Annotated in this window: 20 protein-coding genes; 19 read left to right on the forward strand and 1 reads right to left on the reverse strand. The window is 61.9% G+C overall.

The genetic code is table 11. The features are described 5' to 3' along the window. The first annotated feature begins 263 nt into the window (after positions 1-263). From V7714_RS08020 to mtgA, 14 genes are all read left to right on the forward strand, one after another. Positions 264-1,343: a CaiB/BaiF CoA transferase family protein gene (locus V7714_RS08020; protein WP_335709248.1), complete on the forward strand. Its 1,080-nt coding sequence runs from the start codon at positions 264-266 to the stop codon at positions 1,341-1,343. Between the two features lie 56 nt (positions 1,344-1,399). Continuing rightward, entirely contained in the window at positions 1,400-2,449 is a 1,050-nt protein-coding gene (locus V7714_RS08025) for a M14 family zinc carboxypeptidase (RefSeq protein ID WP_335709249.1), read from the forward strand. After that, a complete protein-coding gene (locus V7714_RS08030) occupies positions 2,442-3,251 on the forward strand; it encodes an alpha/beta fold hydrolase (protein ID WP_335709250.1) in 810 nt (269 codons plus the stop codon). The genes V7714_RS08025 and V7714_RS08030 overlap by 8 nt, the downstream gene beginning before the upstream one ends. A 150-nt stretch (positions 3,252-3,401) precedes the next feature. Further along, positions 3,402-3,659 carry a hypothetical protein gene (locus tag V7714_RS08035; protein WP_290333547.1) on the forward strand — a complete coding sequence of 86 codons (258 nt, stop codon included), beginning with the start codon at positions 3,402-3,404 and terminating at the stop codon, positions 3,657-3,659. Between the two features lie 173 nt (positions 3,660-3,832). Then, positions 3,833-6,619: a DUF3857 domain-containing transglutaminase family protein gene (locus V7714_RS08040; RefSeq protein ID WP_335709251.1), complete on the forward strand. Its 2,787-nt coding sequence runs from the start codon at positions 3,833-3,835 to the stop codon at positions 6,617-6,619. A gap of 177 nt (positions 6,620-6,796) precedes the next feature. Further along, entirely contained in the window at positions 6,797-8,644 is a 1,848-nt protein-coding gene (locus V7714_RS08045; RefSeq protein ID WP_335709252.1) for an ABC transporter ATP-binding protein, read from the forward strand. Positions 8,645-8,674: 30 nt separating this feature from the next. Then, positions 8,675-10,396, forward strand: coding sequence for a hypothetical protein (locus V7714_RS08050; RefSeq protein ID WP_335709253.1), 1,722 nt, complete (start codon positions 8,675-8,677; stop codon positions 10,394-10,396). Between the two features lie 261 nt (positions 10,397-10,657). Then, positions 10,658-11,146: a DUF3291 domain-containing protein gene (locus tag V7714_RS08055; RefSeq protein WP_335709254.1), complete on the forward strand. Its 489-nt coding sequence runs from the start codon at positions 10,658-10,660 to the stop codon at positions 11,144-11,146. Positions 11,147-11,240: 94 nt separating this feature from the next. Continuing rightward, positions 11,241-12,140 carry a hypothetical protein gene (locus tag V7714_RS08060; RefSeq protein ID WP_335709255.1) on the forward strand — a complete coding sequence of 300 codons (900 nt, stop codon included), beginning with the start codon at positions 11,241-11,243 and terminating at the stop codon, positions 12,138-12,140. A gap of 98 nt (positions 12,141-12,238) precedes the next feature. After that, on the forward strand, positions 12,239-13,294 hold the full coding sequence (locus tag V7714_RS08065) for a DUF1176 domain-containing protein (protein WP_335709256.1): 1,056 nt from the start codon (positions 12,239-12,241) through the stop codon (positions 13,292-13,294). A gap of 83 nt (positions 13,295-13,377) precedes the next feature. Next, positions 13,378-15,291 carry a diguanylate cyclase gene (locus V7714_RS08070; protein ID WP_335709257.1) on the forward strand — a complete coding sequence of 638 codons (1,914 nt, stop codon included), beginning with the start codon at positions 13,378-13,380 and terminating at the stop codon, positions 15,289-15,291. Then, positions 15,288-15,860 carry a sigma-70 family RNA polymerase sigma factor gene (locus V7714_RS08075; protein WP_335709258.1) on the forward strand — a complete coding sequence of 191 codons (573 nt, stop codon included), beginning with the start codon at positions 15,288-15,290 and terminating at the stop codon, positions 15,858-15,860. The genes V7714_RS08070 and V7714_RS08075 overlap by 4 nt, the downstream gene beginning before the upstream one ends. 4 nt (positions 15,861-15,864) lie before the next feature. After that, positions 15,865-16,041, forward strand: coding sequence for a zf-HC2 domain-containing protein (locus V7714_RS08080; protein WP_335709259.1), 177 nt, complete (start codon positions 15,865-15,867; stop codon positions 16,039-16,041). Between the two features lie 56 nt (positions 16,042-16,097). After that, entirely contained in the window at positions 16,098-16,790 is a 693-nt protein-coding gene (gene mtgA, locus V7714_RS08085) for a monofunctional biosynthetic peptidoglycan transglycosylase (RefSeq protein WP_335709260.1), read from the forward strand. 93 nt (positions 16,791-16,883) lie between these two features. On the opposite strand, the gene V7714_RS08090 is transcribed toward mtgA, so the two are convergent. Then, positions 16,884-17,255, reverse strand: a complete 372-nt coding sequence (locus tag V7714_RS08090; protein ID WP_335709261.1) for a DUF6463 family protein — start codon at positions 17,253-17,255, stop codon at positions 16,884-16,886. A gap of 204 nt (positions 17,256-17,459) precedes the next feature. Between V7714_RS08090 and V7714_RS08095 the strand changes: the two genes are divergently transcribed. From V7714_RS08095 to V7714_RS08115, 5 genes are all read left to right on the forward strand, one after another. Continuing rightward, on the forward strand, positions 17,460-17,903 hold the full coding sequence (locus V7714_RS08095) for a PACE efflux transporter (protein WP_335709262.1): 444 nt from the start codon (positions 17,460-17,462) through the stop codon (positions 17,901-17,903). Between the two features lie 479 nt (positions 17,904-18,382). Next, complete coding sequence (locus V7714_RS08100; RefSeq protein WP_284195206.1) at positions 18,383-18,586, forward strand: hypothetical protein; 204 nt, start codon at positions 18,383-18,385, stop codon at positions 18,584-18,586. 272 nt (positions 18,587-18,858) lie between these two features. After that, a complete protein-coding gene (locus tag V7714_RS08105) occupies positions 18,859-20,148 on the forward strand; it encodes a hypothetical protein (protein ID WP_335709263.1) in 1,290 nt (429 codons plus the stop codon). A gap of 192 nt (positions 20,149-20,340) precedes the next feature. Next, the gene (gene pssA, locus V7714_RS08110; RefSeq protein ID WP_284195208.1) at positions 20,341-20,958 is read left to right on the forward strand and encodes a CDP-diacylglycerol--serine O-phosphatidyltransferase; all 618 of its coding nucleotides are present in this window, start codon (positions 20,341-20,343) and stop codon (positions 20,956-20,958) included. 354 nt (positions 20,959-21,312) lie between these two features. Continuing rightward, the gene (locus tag V7714_RS08115; RefSeq protein WP_335709264.1) at positions 21,313-22,329 is read left to right on the forward strand and encodes a substrate-binding domain-containing protein; all 1,017 of its coding nucleotides are present in this window, start codon (positions 21,313-21,315) and stop codon (positions 22,327-22,329) included. Positions 22,330-22,349: the final 20 nt, after the last annotated feature.

Genomic DNA, 22,349 nt, shown 5'->3' on the forward strand with positions numbered 1-22,349 from the left:
GGTCGGCAGGCCGCAGCGCAGCGCGACCCGCTGCAAGCAAATCTGGGGTAACACCGTGTCGGTTCATCTTGCGTCCTTCCTGGCCCACGGCCTATGACCACGCCGCCATGGCCCCATGGCCATGAACGCGATCCGTCAATGAACTATCTAGACGTTCGCGCCAGGAATGGCAAACTGTCACCTGCCCGCACCGGCCATCCCGCCACCCTCGGCACCGGCATGGTCACCTGCTCCCTCCCGCTCCATTGTTGAAAGTGCATTCCATGGCAGATCCCAAGCAACCCCTGGCTGGCGTCAAGGTTGTCGAACTTGGCTCGTTGATCGCCGGGCCGTTCTGTACCCGCCTGATGGCCGACTTCGGTGCGGAAGTCACCAAGATAGAGCCGCCCGAGGGCGACCCCTTGCGGCGCTGGCGGCGGCTGCACCAGGGTACGTCGCTGTGGTGGTATGTGCAGAGCCGTGGCAAACGCTGCATCACCCTCAATCTCAAGCTTGATGCCGACCGCCAGCGCGCCCGCGATCTCTGTGCCGGCGCCGATATCGTGGTGGAGAACTTCCGCCCCGGCGTGATGGAAAAACTGGGCCTGGGCTGGGACACCCTCTCCGCCCTCAACCCCAGGCTGGTGATGGTGCGCATCTCCGGTTTTGGCCAGAGCGGGCCCTATCGCGATCTGCCCGGCTTTGGCGCGGTGGGGGAATCCATGGGCGGCCTGCGCTATGTGACCGGCTTTGCCGACAGGCCACCGGTACGCACCGGGGTGTCGATAGGTGATTCCATTGCTGCGCTCTATGCCGTCATGGGCGCCCTGATGGCCCTGCGCCAGGTCGAGGTCAACGGCGGCCGGGGGCAGATAGTCGATGTGGCGCTGTACGAGGCCGTCTTCGCCATGATGGAAAGCCTGGTGCCCGAGTTCGACCACGACGGTTTTATCCGCGAACGCAGCGGCAACATCATGCCCGGCATCACCCCCTCGAACACCCATACCACCGCCGATGGCCGACATATCACCATAGGCGCCAATGGCGATGCCATCTTTGTCCGGCTGATGCGTGCCATAGGCCGCCATGATCTGGCGGAAGCCCCCGACCTGGCGGACAACGCCGGCCGTGATGCCCGCCGCGACGAGATCTATGCCGTGATAGACCAGTGGGTAGGCCGCCACAGCCACGACGAAGTCATGGCCGCCCTCAAACAGGCCGAAGTCCCGGCATCCAAGGTCTATTCGGTGGCCGACATGCTGGCCGACCCACACTTCCAAGCCCGCGAGATGTTCATCCCCCTGACGCTGCCCGATGGCAAGGTGATAAGGATGCCGGGCATCGTGCCCAAGCTGGCGGGCTAGGCGGGACTTGTAAGAAAACCGTCACCGCCACCGGCGCGCAGGCTGGCTATGCTGGGATGCAGCCCCCCCTGCCGAACCAGCCCGCCATGCTCTATGACCGCCTGCCCGAACTTGCCCAGCTGGAGCGCCTTATCGCGCATGGCCAGGGCTGTTTGCGTGCACAGACCGTAGCGGAGGTACGCGCGGGTGGGCATGCCCTGCCGGTCAAGCTGCTGAGCATGGGCAGCGAGCGGCCGGATGCACCGGTGGTGGGTTTCTTTGGCGGTGTGCATGGGCTGGAACGCATAGGCACCCAGGTGGTGCTGGCCTTCATACACAACCTGCTGATGCGGCTGCGCTGGGACCCACTGCTGGAACACCAGCTGAGCCAGGTACGACTGCTGTTCATGCCGCTGGTGAACCCTGGCGGCATGCTGCAGCGGCGCCGTGCCAACCCGGCCGGGATAGACCTGATGCGCAATGCCCCCGTCAACGCCAGTGAGCCGGTGGCCTGGCTGGTGGGCGGGCATCGCCTGGGCGGCTGGCTGCCCTGGTATCGCGGCCCCGATGGCGAGGACATGGCGGCCGAAAGCCGGGCGCTGTGCGAGGTGGTGGCCGCCGAGATGCTGGGACGGCCGCTGGCGCTGGCGCTGGATTGCCATTCGGGCTTTGGGCTGCGCGACCGAATCTGGTTTCCCCTGGCGGGCAGCCGCCGGCCCATCGATGTACTGGGCGAGATCTACACCCTCAAGACCCTGTTCGACCAGGCCTACCCGCACCATCGCTATGTGTTCGAGCCGCAAAGCCGGCAATACCTGACCCATGGGGATTTGTGGGACCACCTTTACCTGCAGTCGCGCCAGTTGGGGCAAGGCTTGTTCCTGCCGCTGACCCTGGAAATGGGCTCGTGGAACTGGGTACGCAAGAACCCGCGCCAGCTGTTCTCACGCCTGGGGGTGTTCAACCCAGTGGCCCCGCACAGGCAACAGCGGGTAATGCGCACCCACCTTGCCTTCATGGAATTCCTGACCCGCCTGGCCGGCAGCGAACAGCGCTGGCTGGCCGGCCACCTGCGTAGCGCCCGCCACCGCATGGATGCCATGCACCTGTGGTATCGCGATGCCTGAGCCGCGCCCCTGGGTGTTGCTGCGGGGCCTGGGGCGGGAGGCACGCCATTGGGGTAGCCTGCCGGGCCTGCTGGCGGCGGCAACCGGCAGCCGTATCTACACCCCGGACCTGCCCGGCAATGGCCGGCTATGGCGCCAGCCGAGCGCCAGCAGCATTGCAGGGCAGCTAGGCCAGTTGCGCCAGCAACTGGCCACAACCTTGCGCCATGGGCCGGTACAGGTACTGGCGATCTCGCTGGGTGGCATGGTGGCGCTGGAGTGGGCCACCCACCACCCCGAGGAGGTGGCAAGTCTGGCCCTGGTGAACACCAGCCTGGCGGGTTTGGCCCCCCCTTGGCAACGGCTGCGCTGGCAGCGCTACCCGGCGCTCCTTCGCCTGCTATGGCAAGACACGGCCATGCGTGAGCACGGCATCTTGCAGATCACCAGCAATCTGCCGGCTCGGCGCCAGGCGGTACTGCACGACTGGCAACAGTGGCAGCAGGCCTGTCCCGTTTCGGCCAGCAACCTGCTGCGCCAGTTGGCCGCCGCCGCCCGCTACCGCCCCCCTGCAGCCTGGCCCCGCTGTCCGGCAATCCTGCTGAACAGCCAGCAAGACCAGCTGGTACACCCGCGCTGCTCGCAGCGGCTGGCACATGCCAGCGGCTGGCCGCTGCGGCTACACCCCTATGCTGGCCACGATCTGGCGCTGGATGACCCGCTCTGGCTGGCCCAGCAAGTGGCCGGCTGGGCAAGGCATGCGGCCGAACCGGCACTGGCAATAGCACCAGGGGAGTACGCAGCGCCCCCCGGAGCGCGGTAGGATTAGCCCGGTGCTACCCGTAAGGCCGGTCGGGCATTGCGGGCAGCGTTTATCCGCCCACGGCATGTGCTTGCTGCCGCGCCTTGCACCTGCCCGGTGCACGGCGCAGGCCGGGGGCCAGACCCACCACCAGCCTACCCTGTCACCATCATGATCCTCGACTTCGAACTCTCCCCCGCCGACGACGCTCGCAAGGAAATCGCCAGCGTGCTGACCCATATCGACCGTTTTCTGCAAGGCCGCGAAAACGGCCTGGCTCACGCCAGCAAGGACGATCTCAAAGCCTATCTCAAGTCCATGTTCAACTTCTCCACCGATGTGCTGAGCATGGTGGTGACCAAGGAAGCCTACGCGCTGGAGCTGGAACTGGGCTACGTCAAAGTGGTCTGCAAGCTGAAACGCTACTGACCGGCCACTTGCAATACAATCAGAAGCTTACCCTGCTGTGGCCACAGGCATCCTGGGGCCACAGCAGGGGTGGGCTGTGCCTGTTCCTTGTTCCCAGGTGGATAGGCCACCACCGTCTTGCCCTGTTGTCCCTCACCCTGTTGTTTTATTGATCGAGTATTGGTTTCATACGCATGCAATTTCATGGCTTATTGCTGACCGCCCTGCTAGGCGTTGCTTACACCTCCCCCCTGCACGCCCACGCAGCCACCGCCGACTCGGCCCGCGAGCAGGATATCCTGGCCCGCAGCTTCAGCCGGGGCGCGCCACTGCCCCAGTGGGCGCAAGCCCTGGCCGAGATTCCCACCACCCAGCGCGAAGACCCGCTGGTGGTTAGGCTGGCCGAGACCCAGTCTTATGCCGGCGCCACCCAGGCCACCCTGATCAACCGCGCCGTGCAGGTCAACGACCGCAATATGCTCGATCGTATCGGCCAGCTTTCGCTGACCTACTACCCCGATTACCAGAAGCTCAAGCTGCACCGCCTGACCATACTGCGTGACGACAAACAGCTGGACCATACCCGCACCGTCAACGCCCGCCTGTTGCAGCGCGAGCAGGCCCTGGAGCAAGGCATGTACACCGGCGCCAGCACCGTACAACTGCTGGTCGAAGACGTCCGCCTGGGCGATACCCTCTGGCTGACCTACAGCACCGAGGGCAGCAACCCGGTATTCGGCAACCGCCTGACCGAGGACTACACCTGGGACAGTGCCGACCCGGTGGAACTGCGCCGGCTGACGGTCTTCTACCCGCCGCAGCGGCCAGTGCGCTGGCAGCAGTTTGGTGATTTCCGCACCGATGCCGTCAGCCCCAAAGTCGACGACTACAACGGCATGAAGCGCCTGCGCTTCGAGGCCCGTGGGTTGGAGGCCCTGGAGTACGAAGGCGGCATTCCGGCGGAGTACTTTCCCGCCCGTTTCCTGCAGTTCAGCGAATACCGCGACTGGAACGAAGTGGCGCGCTGGGCCACCGGCCTGTTCCCCGAGCCCAAGACCACCCCGGCACTGGCCGCGCTGGTGAAGCAGTTCAATGCCGAAGCCACCCCGGCTGCCCGTGCTGCCGCTGCGCTGCGCTGGGTGCAGAATGAAGTGCGTTACTTCAGCGTTTCCATCGGCGAGAACTCGCACAAGCCGCAAGACCCCAATGTGGTGATCAAGCGCCGCTATGGCGACTGCAAGGACAAGACCTATCTGCTGGTCACCCTGCTGCGCGCCATGGGCATCACCGCCCACCCCTTGCTGGTATCGGCCCAGGCCCCGCGCTTGCCAGGCCGCATGATGGCCTCGCCCACGCTGTTCGACCATGTCATCGTGCAGCTGCAAGTGGACGGCAAGACCTACCATGTCGACCCCACCCGCACCGGCCAACCCTCGCCGCTGGACAAGCTGTCCCTGCCGCTGCCCGGCGCCAAGGGCTTGCTGGTGGCAGCCGACACCACCGCCCTCAGCACCCTGCCCGAGCGCGACAACAACGCCATACGGTTCGAGCGGGACGAGCGCGTCGTCATCCAAAGCTTTGATGGCGACGCCACCCTGGAAACCAACGAGACCTTCAGCGACAGCCATGCCGAATCGGCCCGGCTCAACTTTCCCAGCATGTCGCGCACCGAATTCAAGCGAGACCTGCTGGCCATCTATGAGAAGCAATACCCCGGCATCACTCTGGCCGCCGATCCCGAGTACCGCGACGATGTCGCCAACAACCGGTTCTATCTGAAGGCCCGCTTCAAGCTGCCCAAGCCGCTGCAGCAAAAGGATGGCCGCTACCGCATCGAGTACGACAGCAGCATCATCAGCGGCTCGCTGGGCATACCCGACAAGATAGTCCGCAACTACCCGCTGCAACTGGCACGCGGCGCCTTCACTGCCCGTTACCGGCTGCGGCTGCAATGGCCAGATAGCGTGCGGTTGAACAAAGACCCGCAGAACACCACGCTGGATACGCCTTATTTCCGCGCCGCCGAGGAATACTCGGTACGCGGCAACAGCATGGATTACCTGCTCGACTACCAGGTCAAGGTCGACAGCGTGGCGGCCAAGGACGTACCCGACCTGCAGCAGCAGGCCAAGCAGCTGACCAACTACACCAGCGGTAATTTCAACGTGGATGGGCACTTTGCCAAGCAGCCGCGCGACGGCAAGCTGTCCATGCGGGCGCTGGATGGCGAGTCCACCAGCCAGGATGCCCGCCAGGTAGTCAGTCTGGCCGCCAAGACCCGGCCCAGCAGCGAGGAAGACATCGCCACGCTCTGCCATGCCCTGTTGACGGTCAATCAACTCAAGGACAGCAAGGCCGTGCGCAGCCAGGTGCAGGCCGTGGAATCGCTGGTACGGCAGTTCCGCAAGAGCGTGGCCGCCCAGCGCTGCCAGGCCCGCGCCCTGCTCGAGGACGCCCGGTTTGCCGAGAGTGTGGCCGCACACGAGAAGGCCGGTGCACTGGACGATGACGACAGCGATATGCCGGATCTGGCCTGGGCCCGCTATTACGCTGGCGACACCGACAAGGCACTGCAGGACATGGCGCGCTACAGCCAGGCCATGCGCGAGGAGAATGGCGCCCTGCCCGGCTTTGTGGCCGTCAACCAGCTGGCCCTGCTGAAACTGGCCGGACGCGACATACCCGCCGACGCCCTGCAATATGCCCGCCAACTGCCCGACGGCCCCTGGCCCCGCCCGCTGCTGGGCATGCAGGCCGGCCTGATCACCCCCGAGACCCTGCTGGCGCAGTTGCAGAGCCTGCCGGCTGATGAACGCGACCTGGCCTTGTCGGAAGCCTGGTACTACATCGGCCTGCAGCGCCTGGCCGAGCAAAAGCCAGAGGAAGCCCGTAAGGCCTTCCAGTGGGTGGCCGACAATGGCATGCCCAGCTACGAGGAAACCGTCCAGGCCCGCATCCAGTTGCGGCGGCTGGGACAGTAACCCCCGCTCACCCCGCCCTCTTTGTTCGGGGGCGGGGTGGGTCGTCGGCCTCACCCCACGCGCTGCTAGACAGTGCAACTGCAAACACCCCCATCCCCACCCTGGTGGATGCCGTACCCGCCCCACCCTTGCTACACTGCCACCTCAGTGACACCACCCCAAAGTGCAGGCCGCAGCGTGTTCCAATGGTTTGAAAACCGCGTCAACCCCTACCCCGACGCCCCACCCTCCCAACCGCCCCATGGCTTCTTCCCCTTCGTCTGGTCCGCCACCCGCGGCATACGCGGGCTGATTGCCGCCATCATCCTGCTCACGGCCAGCATAGGCGCCTTCGAAGCGCTGTTGTTCAGCATGCTGGGCAGCGTGGTGGACTGGCTCTCGGCCACCGCCCCCAGCGAGCTGTGGCAGAAGGAGCGCAGCAACCTGCTGCTGCTGGGCGGCATCCTGCTGGCCAGCCCCCTGGTCATCGCCTTGCAGGCCATGTGCAAATATCAGGGCCTGTTTGCCAACTTCCCCATGCGGCTGCGCTGGCATTACCACCGCCATCTGCTGGGCCAGAGCATGGGCTTCTACCAGGACGAGTTCGCCGGCCGGGTCGCCGCCAAGGTCATGCAGACCGCGCTGGCCGTGCGCGATACCGTGGTCATCGTCTGCGACATCCTGGTGTTCGTGGTCATCTACTTCATCACCATGGTGGCCGTGGTAGGCGGCTTCGACCTGGTCCTGCTGCTGCCCTTTATGGGCTGGCTGCTGGCCTACGGGCTGACGCTGTGGTTCTTTGTCCCCCGCCTGGGCAAGGTAGCCAGCGCCCAGGCCGATGCCCGCAGCTTGATGACAGGCCGCGTCACCGACGCCTACACCAATATCGCCACCGTCAAACTGTTTGCCCATAGCCAGCGCGAAGCCACCTTTGCCCGCCACGCCATGGAAGAATTCATGCTCACCGCCCGCCAGCAAAACCGGCTGGTCAGCGGCTTCGAGGTCATCAACCACATCCTCAGCATGCTGCTGATAGGCAGCACGGCCGGCGCCACCCTCTGGCTATGGAGTCATGGCCAGGTCGGCATAGGCGCCGTGGCGGCCGCCACCGCCATGGCCCTGCGGCTCAATGGCATCTCGCACTGGATCATGTGGGAGATGGCCGCCCTGTTCGAGCAGATCGGCACCGTGCAAGATGGCATCAGCACCCTGGCACGCCCCATCGCCATCCAGGATCGCGCAGACGCCCAGCCGCTGCAGGTACGCCAGGGCGAAATCCGCTTCGAGCAGGTGCACTTTGCCTACGGCGGCAGCAAGACCGTGCTGCAGGATCTTGACCTCACCATCCGCCCCGGCGAAAAGGTGGGCCTGGTAGGCCGCTCCGGCGCCGGCAAGAGCACCCTGGTCAACCTGCTGCTGCGCTTTTACGACGTGGAACAGGGCCGCATCCTGATCGACGGCCAGGACATCGCCCAGGTGACGCAAGATAGCCTGCGCCGCCAGATCGGTATGGTCACCCAGGACACCTCGCTGCTGCACCGCTCAGTGCGTGACAACCTGCTCTACGGCCGCCCCGATGCCAGCGACGACCAGATGATCGCCGCCGCCCGCCGCGCCGAAGCGCATGAATTCATCGAACTCCTGACCGACCCCAAGGGCCGCACCGCCTACGAGGCCCATGTGGGCGAACGCGGCGTCAAGCTCAGCGGCGGCCAGCGCCAACGCGTCGCCATCGCACGCGTCATGCTCAAGGACGCACCCATCCTGCTGCTGGACGAAGCCACCAGCGCACTCGACAGCGAAGTGGAAGCCGCCATCCAGAGCAGCCTCTACCGCCTGATGGAAGGCAAGACCGTGGTGGCAATTGCCCATAGATTGTCTACGATAGCTGCCATGGACAGGCTGATCGTGATGGACGAAGGACGGATAGTGGAGCAAGGCAGCCACGCCGAGCTGCTGGTACAGGGTGGGCTGTATGCGCGGTTGTGGGCGCATCAGAGTGGGGGATTCCTCGGGGAATTAGATAGCTTAGCAGCCAATGGCTGATAGTTCAGAACTACCATCTAGGACAGCAACATGGCCAGCTATATTGAATCAGCAATCAATAATATATATCGAGAGGATGATGACTTTATCGTCCTAGGGCTTACAGGCAGAACTGGAAGTGGCTGCTCAACAGCAGCAAAAATATTGTGCTCACATCAAAATGAAATCACACATTCTCTATACTCCGGAGACACCCCTCAAACAAACAATCAACGAAAAGAAAAAATAGTCCGCAAGGACTTTGAACGAAGCTGGCAAAAATTCACCCTAATACAAGTTCGATCAATAATAACCCTATTGCTTCTTGATAAATCACCAAATGAAACTCGGCACTTTTTCGAAAATAAGCGCCAAGACATTAGTAAAGGCGCAGTTAGAATATTTGCCGATCTAGCCACAGAATACAAAAAACTCAACATAAAATTACAAGAAGAACCATTAACCAATGATCAATTTGACTTCCTATTCGAAACGTTACCTTCCGCATGTGAGTTGCTCAAAAAAAATCTCTCGGAGACGCTCTTTGTAAATCTTTATCAGCAAATAGGTAAAAACATAAGGCTCTCTGGAGACCCATATAACGCCGATTACGTTTCCGGAAAATTCTTCACTCTAGCGAAAAAGGTTTACGACGTAATTGAAGCCGGCCACATCTACAATAAGAGTCAAAAGAAAAAGTCCTACTTTGTTATAGACGCACTGCGAAATCCATTCGAAGCGCTTTTCTTTCAGGATCGTTACACGTCATTCTTCTTTGTTGCAATTTCCTGCTCAGAGCAGGATCGTCAATCTAGGCTTAATAAGTATGGATATAGCCTCAAAGACATCGAAACGCTTGACAGGAATGAATACAAGCCTGCCAACATAGATAATGAATCCGCCTATGCCATTCAAGACATACAATCTTGCTTGCAAAAAGCCGATCTATATCTTAGCAACCCGAACATTGCTTGCAAAGTGGATGAGTTTCAGTGGCTAGCCAATCAGCTTATCACATTCGTTTCACTTATCAGACGACCTGGTCTTATCACACCCTCACACATTGAGCGATGTATGCAGATCGCACATACTGCCAAGCTAAATTCTGGCTGCATATCTCGCCAAGTAGGAGCAGTGGTTACTGACAGCAACTTCTCCATTCAAGCAGTAGGCTGGAATGATGTCCCATTAGGGCAAGTACCGTGTAACCTGCGAAACAGAATAGACTTGGCCACGGGCAAAGACAAATCAGCCTATAGTGAGTATGAAAAGAACAATTTGGCTTATTTAAATTTCTTTCGCGCTCACACCTCTAAACTCATTCCCATTCAAGAAAAGGGTCGCAATCTTTCATTTTGCTTCAAAGCAGAATACAATTCCTTTACAAAGGAAAAGAACCAAGTGCACACACGCTCACTACATGCCGAGGAGAATGCGTTTCTACAAATCGCTAAGCATGGAGGTAGAAAAATAGCTGGCGGGATTCTATTTACCACAGCCAGCCCCTGTGAGCTTTGCGCAAAAAAGGCCTACCAGCTTGGAATAAGTGAAATATATTTCATTGACCCATATCCGGGCATCGCTGTAGAGCACATCCTTCAGGGAGGTAGCAAAAACCCGAAACTAACTTTATTCTCCGGTGCCATTGGAAGAGCATTCCATAAATTATATAGCCCTATAGTCCCCTACAAAGACGAGTTGAATGCACTAAGCCCAACAATGGCGTCAGGGCAACCGCTTGGTGTGACGCTACTTCGCAAGCAGCACCATTAGCTTTCATTCTAGCGTGCGAACCCTTATAAAGCTTATTTTCCTACTTTATTCCAAACTGTAGTCATACTTGGGAAAGTGGATAGATCTGCTTATGGTAACAGCCAAACAGCTGATAGGGAGCTTGGGGGCACCTTCCTCGTGGCTCATACTGTTTGGCGGCAAGAGCTAAGCGCATGCCTGCGCGGCACTCAGCATAATGCCTCTTGATTTCCCCCGCCCCACCCCCACCCTCTGCCTATCCCCCACTTCCCGGTGCCCCCCATGTCCTACCACCTTGCCCAGGTCAACCTCGCCTATGCCCGCGAGCCCATAGACGCGCCCCTGATGGCGGACTTCGTGGCGCGCATTGCCGAGATCAACTCGCTGGCCGAGGCCAGCCCCGGCTTTGTCTGGCGCTACCAGACCGATGCCGGCTATCCGCAGGAGTTTGGCGACCAGTTGGTGCTGTTCAATATGTCGGTATGGGACAGCGTGGAGGCCCTGCACGCCTATACCTACCGCAGCGCCCACGCCGAGGTGTTTGCGGCACGCAAGCGCTGGTTTGAGGACATCAAGGCCAAGTTGGGCTTGCCGCATATGGCACTGTGGTGGGTCAAGGCGGGCGAGCTGCCCACCGTGGCCGAGGCCAAGGCCAGGTTGGAATACCTGGGCCAGCATGGCCCCAGCGCCCATGCCTTCAGCTTCAAGCAGCGCTACTCACCCACCGGCGAGGCCTTGGCCTACGCCAAACCGGCGCCAGCCACGGCCTGAAGCAAGCCAGCTTGGTACTAACACCGCCGGCCCCCAGGGTATCAGGCTTTATCATGCTGGCCTTTGCGGCAAACCGCTTGAGCCCCTGGCTACCATGCCCCCGATACTTCTGTACCGCCCCGCCCTGCTTGGCCTGCTACTGACCAGCGTCCTTACCCTGGCCGACGACATGGCGCGGGGCTACGACCCCAGCGCCACCCACCCCGACCCCACCAACGGCGCCATCGTACTGATGGATGGCCGCCTGTCCCGCCCTGCCGATACGGCCGCAGCCCAATGGCCTGTCGGCAAGCATCTGGCAGGCCGCCATTTCAAGGCCGGCAGTGGCTGGTGGGCACTGGCCTGCCAGAATACCTGCACGCTGACCGCTACCCAGCTGAGCCTGCGAGCGCTCAAGCACCCTACTTACGATGGGCCGTCCATGCCTGGCCAGTACCTGAGCTGGTCGCCACTGCCCTACCAACTGGACCAGCCCGATGCCGCTACGGCCGCCAACGCTGTGCTGCTGGCACTGTTCAAGCCCAAGCCTGCCCAGGTGGCGCTGAAGCTGGCGCCAGGTCTGGTCAAGACCTGGCTGCACCAAGGCATGGATGCCTATCCGGTCAGCCAGAAAAAGGGAACCGGCTCGGAGACCGTGCGCATCAAGCTGGACAAAGGAATGGCAGCCATCGTGCCCATCCTGGCCGACGAGCCTGAGCGCCACGGCGAGACCAACCAGCCCACCGAGTCGCGGCTGGAACTGCGCGCCTATGGCCGCAAGCAGAACCTGGGCGAGGTGACCTTTGGTATCGACGGCGGCATGCCGCTGCTGGCCAAGAGCTATCTGCACTGGGCCGGCGACTTGGACGGCGATGGCCGGCTGGACCTGCTACTGGACCAGGACCAGGCCCGTGGCAAGCTGGTGCTCTACCTCTCCAGCCTGGCCCAAGCGGGTGAACTGGTAGGCGAGGCTGGCGCTTTCAACTACATTGCTCCCGACGACCCTGGTTGCTGAACCCGCCAGGGCACTGCCAGAGGCCTCAGCGTCCAAAGCCGTATCTCGGCGACGCGCGGCGTCTGGCGTCGCCCATCACCCACACACCACTACCCACCATGCGCCCTATTCTGCTGATTGCCGCTCTTGCCGCCACCCATCTGGCCAGCCAGGCCGCTACCTTGCCGGTTTACCGCGAGTTCAAGGATTGGCTGGTGGCCTGCAGCAACAGCGGTCACTGTGTTGCCAAGGGTTTTGACCAGTACGCGGGTACCACCGAGATTCTATTGGAGCAGGCGCCCGGGCCGGCGGGCGAGACCTCGTTGACACTGGGTTTCCAGACCACCGGCAAAGTGCCGCCACAGCCACTGCGCCTGGGCGGCCTGACCTTGCCCTCGGCGGCATGGGCGCTACAGCAGGAGGCCGACGACTATGCCGAAATCCACAGCCTGGACGATGCGGCGGCGCGCAAGCTGCTGGCCGCCATCAGCCGCAAGCAGACACTGGCGCTGACTGGCAGCCAGGGCGAGATACTGGCCAACTTCAATGCCGACGGCCTGGCCGCCTCGCTCTTGCTGATAGACGAAGTACAGGGTCGGCTGGGCAGCCGCCATGCCCTGCTGCGCGTTGGCAACAAGCCCGCCAGCGGCATTCCACCGGCCCGTGCCTTGCCCGTGCTGCGCCCCGGCGTGCCGGGTAGCCCGGCCGTGGACGACGAAGAGGCTGCCCGCCTGCTGCATGCCGTGCGCAAGCTGGAACCCGACTGCGTGATGGAAGGCAACACCCAGCCCGACGGCGAGGTATCGGCACTCAGCCCCCGCGAGGCCGTCGTCCTGCTGCAGTGCGGCCAGGGCGCCTACAACACCTCCTACGTGGTCTATCGTACCCAGCGGCAGGGCAAGGCCAGACCGGTGCGGGTGAACCTGCCTGGCCTGGGCACCTTGCTGCAGCCGGGCTATTGGGTCATGAATGCCAGCTATGACAGCGCCAGCCAGACGCTGAGCCAGTATGGCAAGGGCCGTGGCCTGGGCGACTGCGGCGACAGCACCAGCTGGGTGTTCGACGGCAGCCACTTCCTGCTGAGCCACTATAGCCACCAGGGCCGCTGCGGCGGCATGGCGCTAATGGATTGGCCCCTGCTGTGGGACACCTCGATCGTTCCCCGCAAGCCATGAGGCGCTGATCCGCCCGCCGCTGGCATGATGCAGCTATCCGCCATACGTGAATGCAATCGCCGCTGCCAGGCTCTACGATGTATATGTCCTGTCTCGTGCATGACTGGTTGACCGTGCCTACCCAGCTGATCGCTTACTACCACCACGCGCTACCACGCGGCACCCGGCTGGCCATGGCGGGCGTCACGCTTTTGCTGGTGCTGGTGGCGTCGATGACGATCTGGTGGCTGCAGAACAGCCACCAGAGCGCCGGGCAAAGGGCAGCGGGCGAAGCAGACAATGCCGCCCGCCTGCTGGAACAAAGGGTACTGGCCACCAATCGCGAGATCGACCTGATGCTGGACGATATCGCCCGCGATGCGGCGCGCATGCCCATCGCGCCACCACTGGAATGGAGCGAGCCGACGGGCTTTGAAGCCATCATGATGCTGCGGCACAAGCCGGAGCGCCTGCCCCATGTGACGGTGCTGACCATACTGGATCCGCAAGGGCGGGTAGCCTACTCGGCCAAGGCCAACCGTGGCGACAACTTTTCCGACCTCCCCTACATCCGGCAGCTGATCGCCAACCCCAGCCAGCGCTTGGTCATCTCGCAGCCCTACGCATTGCGCACAACGGGCAAGATGGGCGTCGTATTCGCCCGGCCAGTTCTCAATGATGAGGGCAAGCTGCACGCCATCGTGGTAGCCGGCGTGCACCTGGATGCCTGGCAGCGGCACCTGAGGGATATCGAGCTGGGCCAGCATGGTTCGGTCATTCTGATGGATACCCAGTATCGCTTGATCGCTCGCGAGCCCCTGACTGATCGGGCCAGCCTGGGCACCCAGGTCCAACCCAGCCAAATGCGGCCCAGCGGGCTGCGTGACCAGACCTACTTCGTGGTATCGCCACTTGATAATGAGCGACGCCTGTCGGGGGTGCGCAATCTGGCCGAGTACCCGTTTATCCTGGGCGTGGGCCTGTCGGAGCAGGATTACCTGGCGGAATGGCGGGCCGCCTTGCTGGTGTGCGTATTTGGCATGATCAGCCTGCTGGCCTTCGGCGGCTGGCTCATGTACCTGCTGTGGCAAAGCGGCCGGCATGCCAAGCTGCTGGCCGAACGCGAAGCCAGGCTGGCCGCCCAGGAGTCCCGCATGCGCAGCATGGTCGAGGCCTCGCCCTGCGCGCTGGGCCTGATCGACTTTAGCCACGACCGCATACGCTATGTGAACCCGGACATGGGCATGCTGTTTGGCATGGCCGCCGAGGACATGGCCGGCAAGGAGCTGGCCGAGCTGTTTGTACGGCCGGAGGAGTGGCGGGCCTGCCGCAAGGCCCTGCACGAGGCCACCACCCTGCGCGAACTGGAATACGCCGTACGCAATGGCGACAGCGAACGCTGGGTCATACTCTCGGCCACGGTGCTGGACGGCGATGGCGACAGCGAAGGCGACGATGTGCTGGTCAGCCTGATCGACGTGACCAGCCGCCATGTGCGTGAAACCCGGCTGAGCCACGAAGCCGGAACCGATGCCCTGACCGGCCTGGCCAACCGCCGCCGCTTCTTTGAGCGCGGCAGCGAGACATTCGAGCTGGCACGGCGGCACCGGCGCCCTTTCTCTCTGTTGATGATAGACATCGATCACTTCAAGCAGGTGAACGATGCCCATGGCCACGCCGTGGGCGACGAGGTGCTGGTACGGCTGGCCCGCCTGTTGGAAGTCACCCTGCGCCAGGGCGACCTGGCGGTACGGCTGGGCGGCGAGGAATTCGTGGCCGTATTGCCTGAAACCAACCTTGAACACGCCATCGAAGCGGCCGAGCGGATACGCGAAGCAGTTGAAAATGCCCCGCTGACCCTGGAAGATGGCACCCTGATCGAGTTCACGGTGAGCGTGGGCGCGGCCCAGATGCAGGAGGACGACAAGGAATTGCAGTCCCTGCTGATTGCAGCCGACGCCGCCCTCTATCGTGCCAAGGCCAATGGCCGTAACCGCGTGGAAGCTGACAACCTTTGACTACGCCCGATGACCGCCAGCTGGCGGAGTTTCGCGACTACCTGCTGCGCTATGCCCTGTACCGCCTGCGTGATGAAGCCGCCGCCGAAGAAGCCGTGCAGGACACCCTGCTGGCCGCCATACAGGCTAAATCCGGCTTTGCCGCCCAATCCAGCATCAAGACCTGGCTGACCGGCATACTCAAGCACAAGATCATCGACGCCCAGCGCAAGCTGTGCCGCGACCCATTCCAGCTGGACGACAAGCTGGATGATGAAGGCGAGCTGAGCGACTTTGACAGCCTGTTCGACAAGACCGGCCACTGGGGCAGCGATGGCCCTCGCACCTGGGCCAACCCCGAAGCCGCGCTGGAACAGCAGGATTTCTGGCGAGTCTATGAGGAATGCGCCCAACGCCTGCCCAAACGCACCGCCCTGGTGTTCGCCATGCGCGAATCGCTGGGCCACGAGATAGAAGAAATTTGTCAGAACCTCGATATCACGGCGACCAATTGTTCAGTGCTGTTGTACCGGGCGCGCATGAGCTTGCGACTGTGCCTGGAAAAAAACTGGTTTGGCCGGGAAGACTAAGCGCATGAACTGCAAGGAAGCCACCCGTTATATCTCCGAATCCATGGACAGGCCGCTGAGCACCGGCGAGCGCCTGCGGCTCAGGCTGCATCTGTTCCTCTGCCATTACTGCAGCGATTTTTCGCGCCAGGCGGCCTTTTTGCGCAAGGTCAACCAACAGAAGTCCAAGCCCAAACCCTGAGGCTGGCGCTTCCGCGCTGCACCGACAGCCACCCTATCCCGCTATAATCGGCCGCCATGAAACCCCTACGCCTGATCGGCCGTGCCCTGCTGGCGCTTATCCTGTTGTTGCTGGCCTACCAGCTATGGCTGTTCGGCCATGTGGTGTGGTGGAAGTATTACAACCCTTCCGAAACCTCGTTCATGGATCAGCAGCTCGATGTGCTGCAGGACAAGAACCCGGATGCGGAACTCAAGCATAAGTGGGTGCCCTACGCCCAGATTTCGCCCAATCTGAAACGGGCGCTGGTGGCAGGCGAAGATGCCAAGTTCCTGGAGCACGAAGGTTTTGACTGGGAAGGCATGCAAGCCGCTTGGGAAAAGAACCAGAAAAAGGGCCGCATCTCGGCCGGCGGCTCCACCATCAGCCAGCAACTGGCCAAAAACCTCTTCCTCAGCGGCAAGCGCAGCTATTTCCGCAAGGCCGAGGAGGCCGCCATCACGCTGATGCTGGAGGCGGTGATGGACAAACAGCGCATCTTCGAGATCTATCTCAATGTGATCGAGTGGGGCAATGGCGTGTTTGGCGCCGAGGCCGCTGCACGCCACTACTACAAGACCAGCGCGGCCAATCTCAGCACCAGCCAGGCCGCCAAGATGGCCGCCATGGTGCCCAACCCGCGCTTCTTCGACAAAAACCGCAACCATCGCCGCCTGCTGCGCAAGGCGGCCATCATCCAGCGCCGCATGGCCTACGCCGATGTGCCCTGAGCGCCAGTGACGGGCTTGAGTCATTGATGGGCGAGGCGGGCAGCACCAGCTGCAACGGCAGACAGGTCTCCGATTTAATCCACGCCCCCGCCGCTATGCCAGCGCCGGCTTCGCACCACCCCGCTTCACCAGCAGCGCAATGGCCGGCGGGAACACCAGCCAGAATCCGGATGCCGGCATCAGCACCACGCCCAGCACGCCCAGCGCCAGCAAGCTCCAACCCATGCCCTTGGGCAGCGCCGCTGGCGAGCTTGCCTCCAGCCTGGAGACGGCTTGCCCACAAATAAACAGCACTACACCAAAGAGCAGGAACCAGACCACCGCACCCGTCATGGGGTCGGCGCCCACGGTGTCAAAGACCCCGCGCTGCACGATGCCCAGCAGTTGCTTGCCAAACACCACAACGCCAAACACGGTGTGGATGACGGCGACGCCGATAAGCCAGCGACCTATCCATTGCTTCATATGCTTCCTCCTAACTGTTGATGTCGTATGTGCAATGCTGGATATTGGGTTTCAACTCCCTGGGCTGGCTCACCGTCTGAACCAGATAGACGGCAAGCTCTAGGAGACATGCGACCCGCTGCCCGCCTCACCTACCCGGTGGCAACCATGTGCCAGGTGCGATAATCTCCGCGCCGTCCAGCATATCGGAATCTCCCCACAACCATGCAAGGCCCGCTGCGCAAAATCATCCAGGCCATCAGCTACGAGGCCATCGCCATGCTGTTCATCACCCCGGCCATGGCCCTGGTGTACCAGCAGCAGCTGGCGCACTCGGCCGCCTTGTCGCTGATCATCTCAACCGTGGCGCTGGGCTGGAACATGCTGTTCAACCTGCTGTTCGAAGCCTGGGAGCGGCGGCAGTCGCGGCGCGAGCGTACTTTCTGGCGGCGCACCCTGCATGCCACCGGTTTCGAGGGGGGATTGGTGGTCCTGCTGGTGCCTTTGATGGCTTGGTGGTTGCAAATAAGTCTCATACAGGCACTACTCGCCGACATCGCCTTGTTCGTGTTTTTCTTCTTCTATGCCTTCGCCTTCCAGTGGGGCTTCGACCGGGTGTTCGGCGTACCGGAATCTGCACAAGCGGCAGCGGCAACACACGCCGTTTAATAAAAACAAATACTTAGCTTTACAAGCCCAAATACATTGTGTTAAAGTTAGCGCTTCGGTCGGATCAATCCGTCTGTTTGCCTTACTTTGCAGTACTTCAAGCCGTCCTCTCAGGCCATGTTCCAACGCGTGGAACAGCCTTCCCTGATGTCTTCTGCTTGTTTATCGAATGGTGCAATCCGCACCCACTTCTGCTGTAATGAAGGTTCGTGCCAAAACGAAACCTGCTCGTAACAATCGAGCATTACGATAACACCGTCTCGTTCTGGCTAATTTGACCCGATATGGCTTGGTCCATATCAGCGGCGCAAGTGCATGGCCTGCCGTGGCCGTGGCGTAGTACGCCACCCATGGAGAGGGTCTGATCGCGTTCGTCCCATGTTGTCGAAAATGAACTCGGCCTGGAACACACGGTCTAGCTGCAATGCAGCCCGGCAACGCACCGGTGCGCTACCAAAAACAAAAAATAGGAAACATGTATGAAAGTTCAAGAACTGAAGGCCGGCGACCATTTCGTCCAGGATCGTCACGGCGAGTCCATCCGCTTTGAAGTATTGGCCGTGGAATGCGTAGGTCGCCAATTCCAGGTCAGCTTCCAGTCCCGTCTGGGCCAGGGTAGTGCCCGTTACTTCGGTAATGCCTACCTGCCTGGTACCCGTGCAGCCAACCGCACGGTGAACTGATCCGCCAACCAGGCTGATCAGCGCAGTACCCGCCAACGGTGGTAGCACCACCATGGCAAGACAAGCCGATTCCGGTCTAGCCGGGGTCGGCTTTTTGCTGGGCGCCAGCCCTGCTCCCGCTAGCCGCACCCTATGGATATCCCCCACCCTTCGCTGGGTGAGGCTGCATCGCCACACCTGCTCCGCTGTCATCGCATTGTCCACGTTCTCTGCTAAAACAATGTTTCGGCCAAGCGTTTGCTTGGCCGTATCAAAACAACAAAGGAGACAAGATGGTAAAGCTGGGTACATGGCTGGCCGGCGCGCTGGCCACTTGCATGGCGCTGCCGCTGCTGGCAGGCGAGGTCGATGATTTTCAGCACAGCTGGGTGCGCAAGGCGCTGCGACTGCAGGAGCGGATAGACAGGCAGGCGCCGATAGGTGAGGCGCTCTGGCCGGCCACACACAACTCCTACAACAGCAAGGCCTACACCAATGCGGTGAGCTATTACGATCCCAACCACGTCCATAGCATCTACGATCAGCTGCGCATGGGGGCCCGTGGGCTGGAGCTGGATATCCATTCCTACTTCAATATGCGGGGCTGGCCCTGGCAGTGGCGCAACGACATCCTGCTGTGCCACGCCGGTGGCAATAATGTCGGCTGCTCGCCTGGCGATCGACCTTTTGTCGATGGCCTGAACGAAATACGCCGCTGGCTGGATGAGACCCGCAACGACCCCGAGGTCTTGCTGCTTTACCTGGAGAGCCATCTGAACGGCGGCGACTACGACGATGCCCAGCGCCATATCCAGAACATCCTAGGCAACGATGTCTACCTGCCTCCAGGCGGCGCCTGCCAAGGCATACCCGCCAGCATGAGCAAGCAGGCCGTGCTCAATGCCGGCAAGCGGGTGCTGATCATCACCGATGGCTGCAAGGACACGGCCCATTTCAATCGCTGGGTATTTACCGGCGCCACCAGTGAAAGCGGCTACCCCACCGACAGTCAGGACAAGTACCAGCGCTACCCCAGCTGCACCTCGGCCCAGTTTGGCCCCGCCGACTTCCGCCGGCTACTGGTACGCTTCAATGAAGACCGCACCAAGATCGCCGATGTGTTCTCGCCCAAGATGCGCATAGACGCCGATGTTACCGAGGGCCTGATGCGTTGCGGTGCCAATCTGTTCGGCTTTGACATGCTCACCCCCGGTGACGGCCGCCTGGCCAGGCTGGTATGGAGCTGGGATGTGAACGAGCCCAATAACTGGGGGGCAGGCGAGCACTGTGCCGAGAATTGGTACAACGGTCGCTACAACGATGCCAGTTGCGGCCAGGCCAAACCCTTTGCCTGCAAGCAGCTGCATGGCGATGGCTGGCTGATCAGCCGCAGCCAGGGCCGCTGGCAGGATGGCCGGCTGACATGCAGCAACGAGACCGGCGGTGCCTACCGCTTCGCCATGCCCGCAACTCCGCTGGAGAACGAAGCCCTCAAGCAGGCCAAAGCCGCAGCCGGCTACGCCTCGGTCTGGGTGGATTACACCGACGAGGGCAGCGAGGGTAACTGGCGGCGCAGCCCCTAAGCCCAGCCTGGCCGGGGGCAGTGGCCCCCTTACCAGCGGGGCCGGCAGACAACTGCCGGCCCTTTTACGATAGGCACCAAGCGGTTGATAGATAGGCCAAGCTGCGCAACCGTCAAAATCACATGGCGTCCTGTTCGCCATAATTGCGCGCTTTCCATTACCATGCCCGGCATATCGCCTCTGGATAGCACCATGAATCGCCCCAAACCCTTCTCGATGATCCGCGAGTTCCACCTGGCAGACTGGTTCACCCTGTCCAACGCCTTCTGTGGTGTAGGCTCGCTGTTCGCCGTCATGACCTACCTGCAGACCCACGATGTCCTGCACCTCTACTTCGCCTGCGGCCTGATTCCCTTTGCCCTGCTGTTCGACGTGCTGGATGGCCGCATTGCCCGCTGGCGCCAGCAAAGCTCGGCCATGGGCCGCGAGCTGGATTCGCTGGCCGATGTGATCTCCTTTGGCGTGGCGCCGGCCGTCATCGCCTATGGCTGCGGCATGCAAGGCCTGTTCGACCGCATCGTGCTGCTGTTCTTTGTCGCCTGCGGCGTCTCGCGCCTGGCCCGCTACAATGTCACCGCAGAGAAACTGTCGGATGGTGGTGACAAGGTCAAATACTTCGAGGGCACCCCCATCCCCACCTCGCTGTTGCTGGTGGGCGTGCTGGCCGTCGCAGTGTGGCAAGGCGCCCTGGGCACAGAGCTGTGGTTCGGCGTCTACCATATCGGCGGTTTCCGCTTCCACCCACTGGTGCTGATGTTTGCCATTTCCGGCTCGCTGATGATCAGCCGCATCCGCATACCCAAGCTCTGATCGCCCCCCGCCGCCGCCCGACAGCCCCGCCACAAGCGGGGCTTTATTGTTACTTCCCTACCTACCTTCCCCGTCAAAACCCCCATTTAAATGTAGCTTACTTACCAAAGCGTTTTGGGTTATCATCCAAACCGCTTTGGGCGTTTTAACCACCGGCGTGGGAATCCCCATGGCAATACCCCAATAGGGTATGTCTGACACCGTTTTTTTGAAGTAGCCCCAGGGCTGCTTTGCTGTTCACTCCTCTCTGGCGCGGTTAGTTGGCTGCTTAAACCACAGCTTGCTACGCGCCTGCTTTTTTTGTGACAGCCGTTTGCGCAGCCCAACGCGCCGCCGTGATAACGTTGCACCGCCATGGATCTCAAAGCCCTCGCCGCCCACCTCAACCTTTCCGCCACCACAGTCAGCCGTGCACTCAATGGCTATTCCGACGTCAGCGCCAAAACCCGGCAGCGCGTGGTGGAAGCCGCCCAGGCCCTGGGCTACCAGCCCAATCCAGTCGCGCGCAGTCTGGCCATGGGGCGTGCCAACGCCATCGGCATCGTCTACCCGCTGGAAGCCGACGATGTGGCCGACCCGCGTTTCCTGCAGGTGGTGTCAGGCCTGACCGAAGGCCTGATGGAAGTGAATATGGACCTGCTGCTGGCCTCGGCCACCCACAAGGGTGAGCTCGATACCTACGACAGGCTGGTGCATGGGCGCCGGGTCGATGCCTTTATCGTGGCGCGCACCCTCTGCCAGGATGAGCGCATAGACTATCTGCAGCAGGCAGGCGTGCCCTTTCTCGCCTACGGCCGCAGCGCCGACTGCCAAGCTTACCCCTGGTTCGATTTCGACAACGAAGCCGGTAGCGTGCTGGCAGTGGCGCGCCTGGCTGGCTTGGGCCATCGCCATATCGGCTATATCCACGCCTCACTGCACTACAACTTCGCCCATCAACGCCACGCCGGCTTTCTGCGCGGCATGGCCGAGGCTGGCCTGCCGGTCGCCAGCCCATGGTTGTTGCAGGCTGGCCTGGCGCGGCGCAGCGGCTATCAGGCCATGATAGGCCTACTGGACCAGCCCCAGCGCCCCAGCGCCGTCATCGTGGACAACAACCTGGCAGGCGTGGGCGCCGTCCGCGCCCTGCTGGATCGCGGCATCGTCATGGGTCGGGATATCTCCGTCATCGTCTACGACGGCATCCCGCCCGACACCCTGCTGACCCAGCACATCACCTCGGTGGTGCAACCCACCCAGCACAGCACCGGTAAGCACATGGCCACGCTGATGAGCCGCCTGCTGGCGGGCGGTCATCCACTCAGCGAGCTGCAGATGCTGTGCCAGCCCGAGCTGCAGGCAGGCGATTCGGACGGTCCGGCACCGGGCTGATCCCGGCTAGGCCACACTCA

Origin of the sequence: Chitinimonas sp. JJ19, from assembly GCF_036961565.1 — a bacterium.
Lineage (GTDB): Bacteria > Pseudomonadota > Gammaproteobacteria > Burkholderiales > Chitinimonadaceae > Chitinimonas.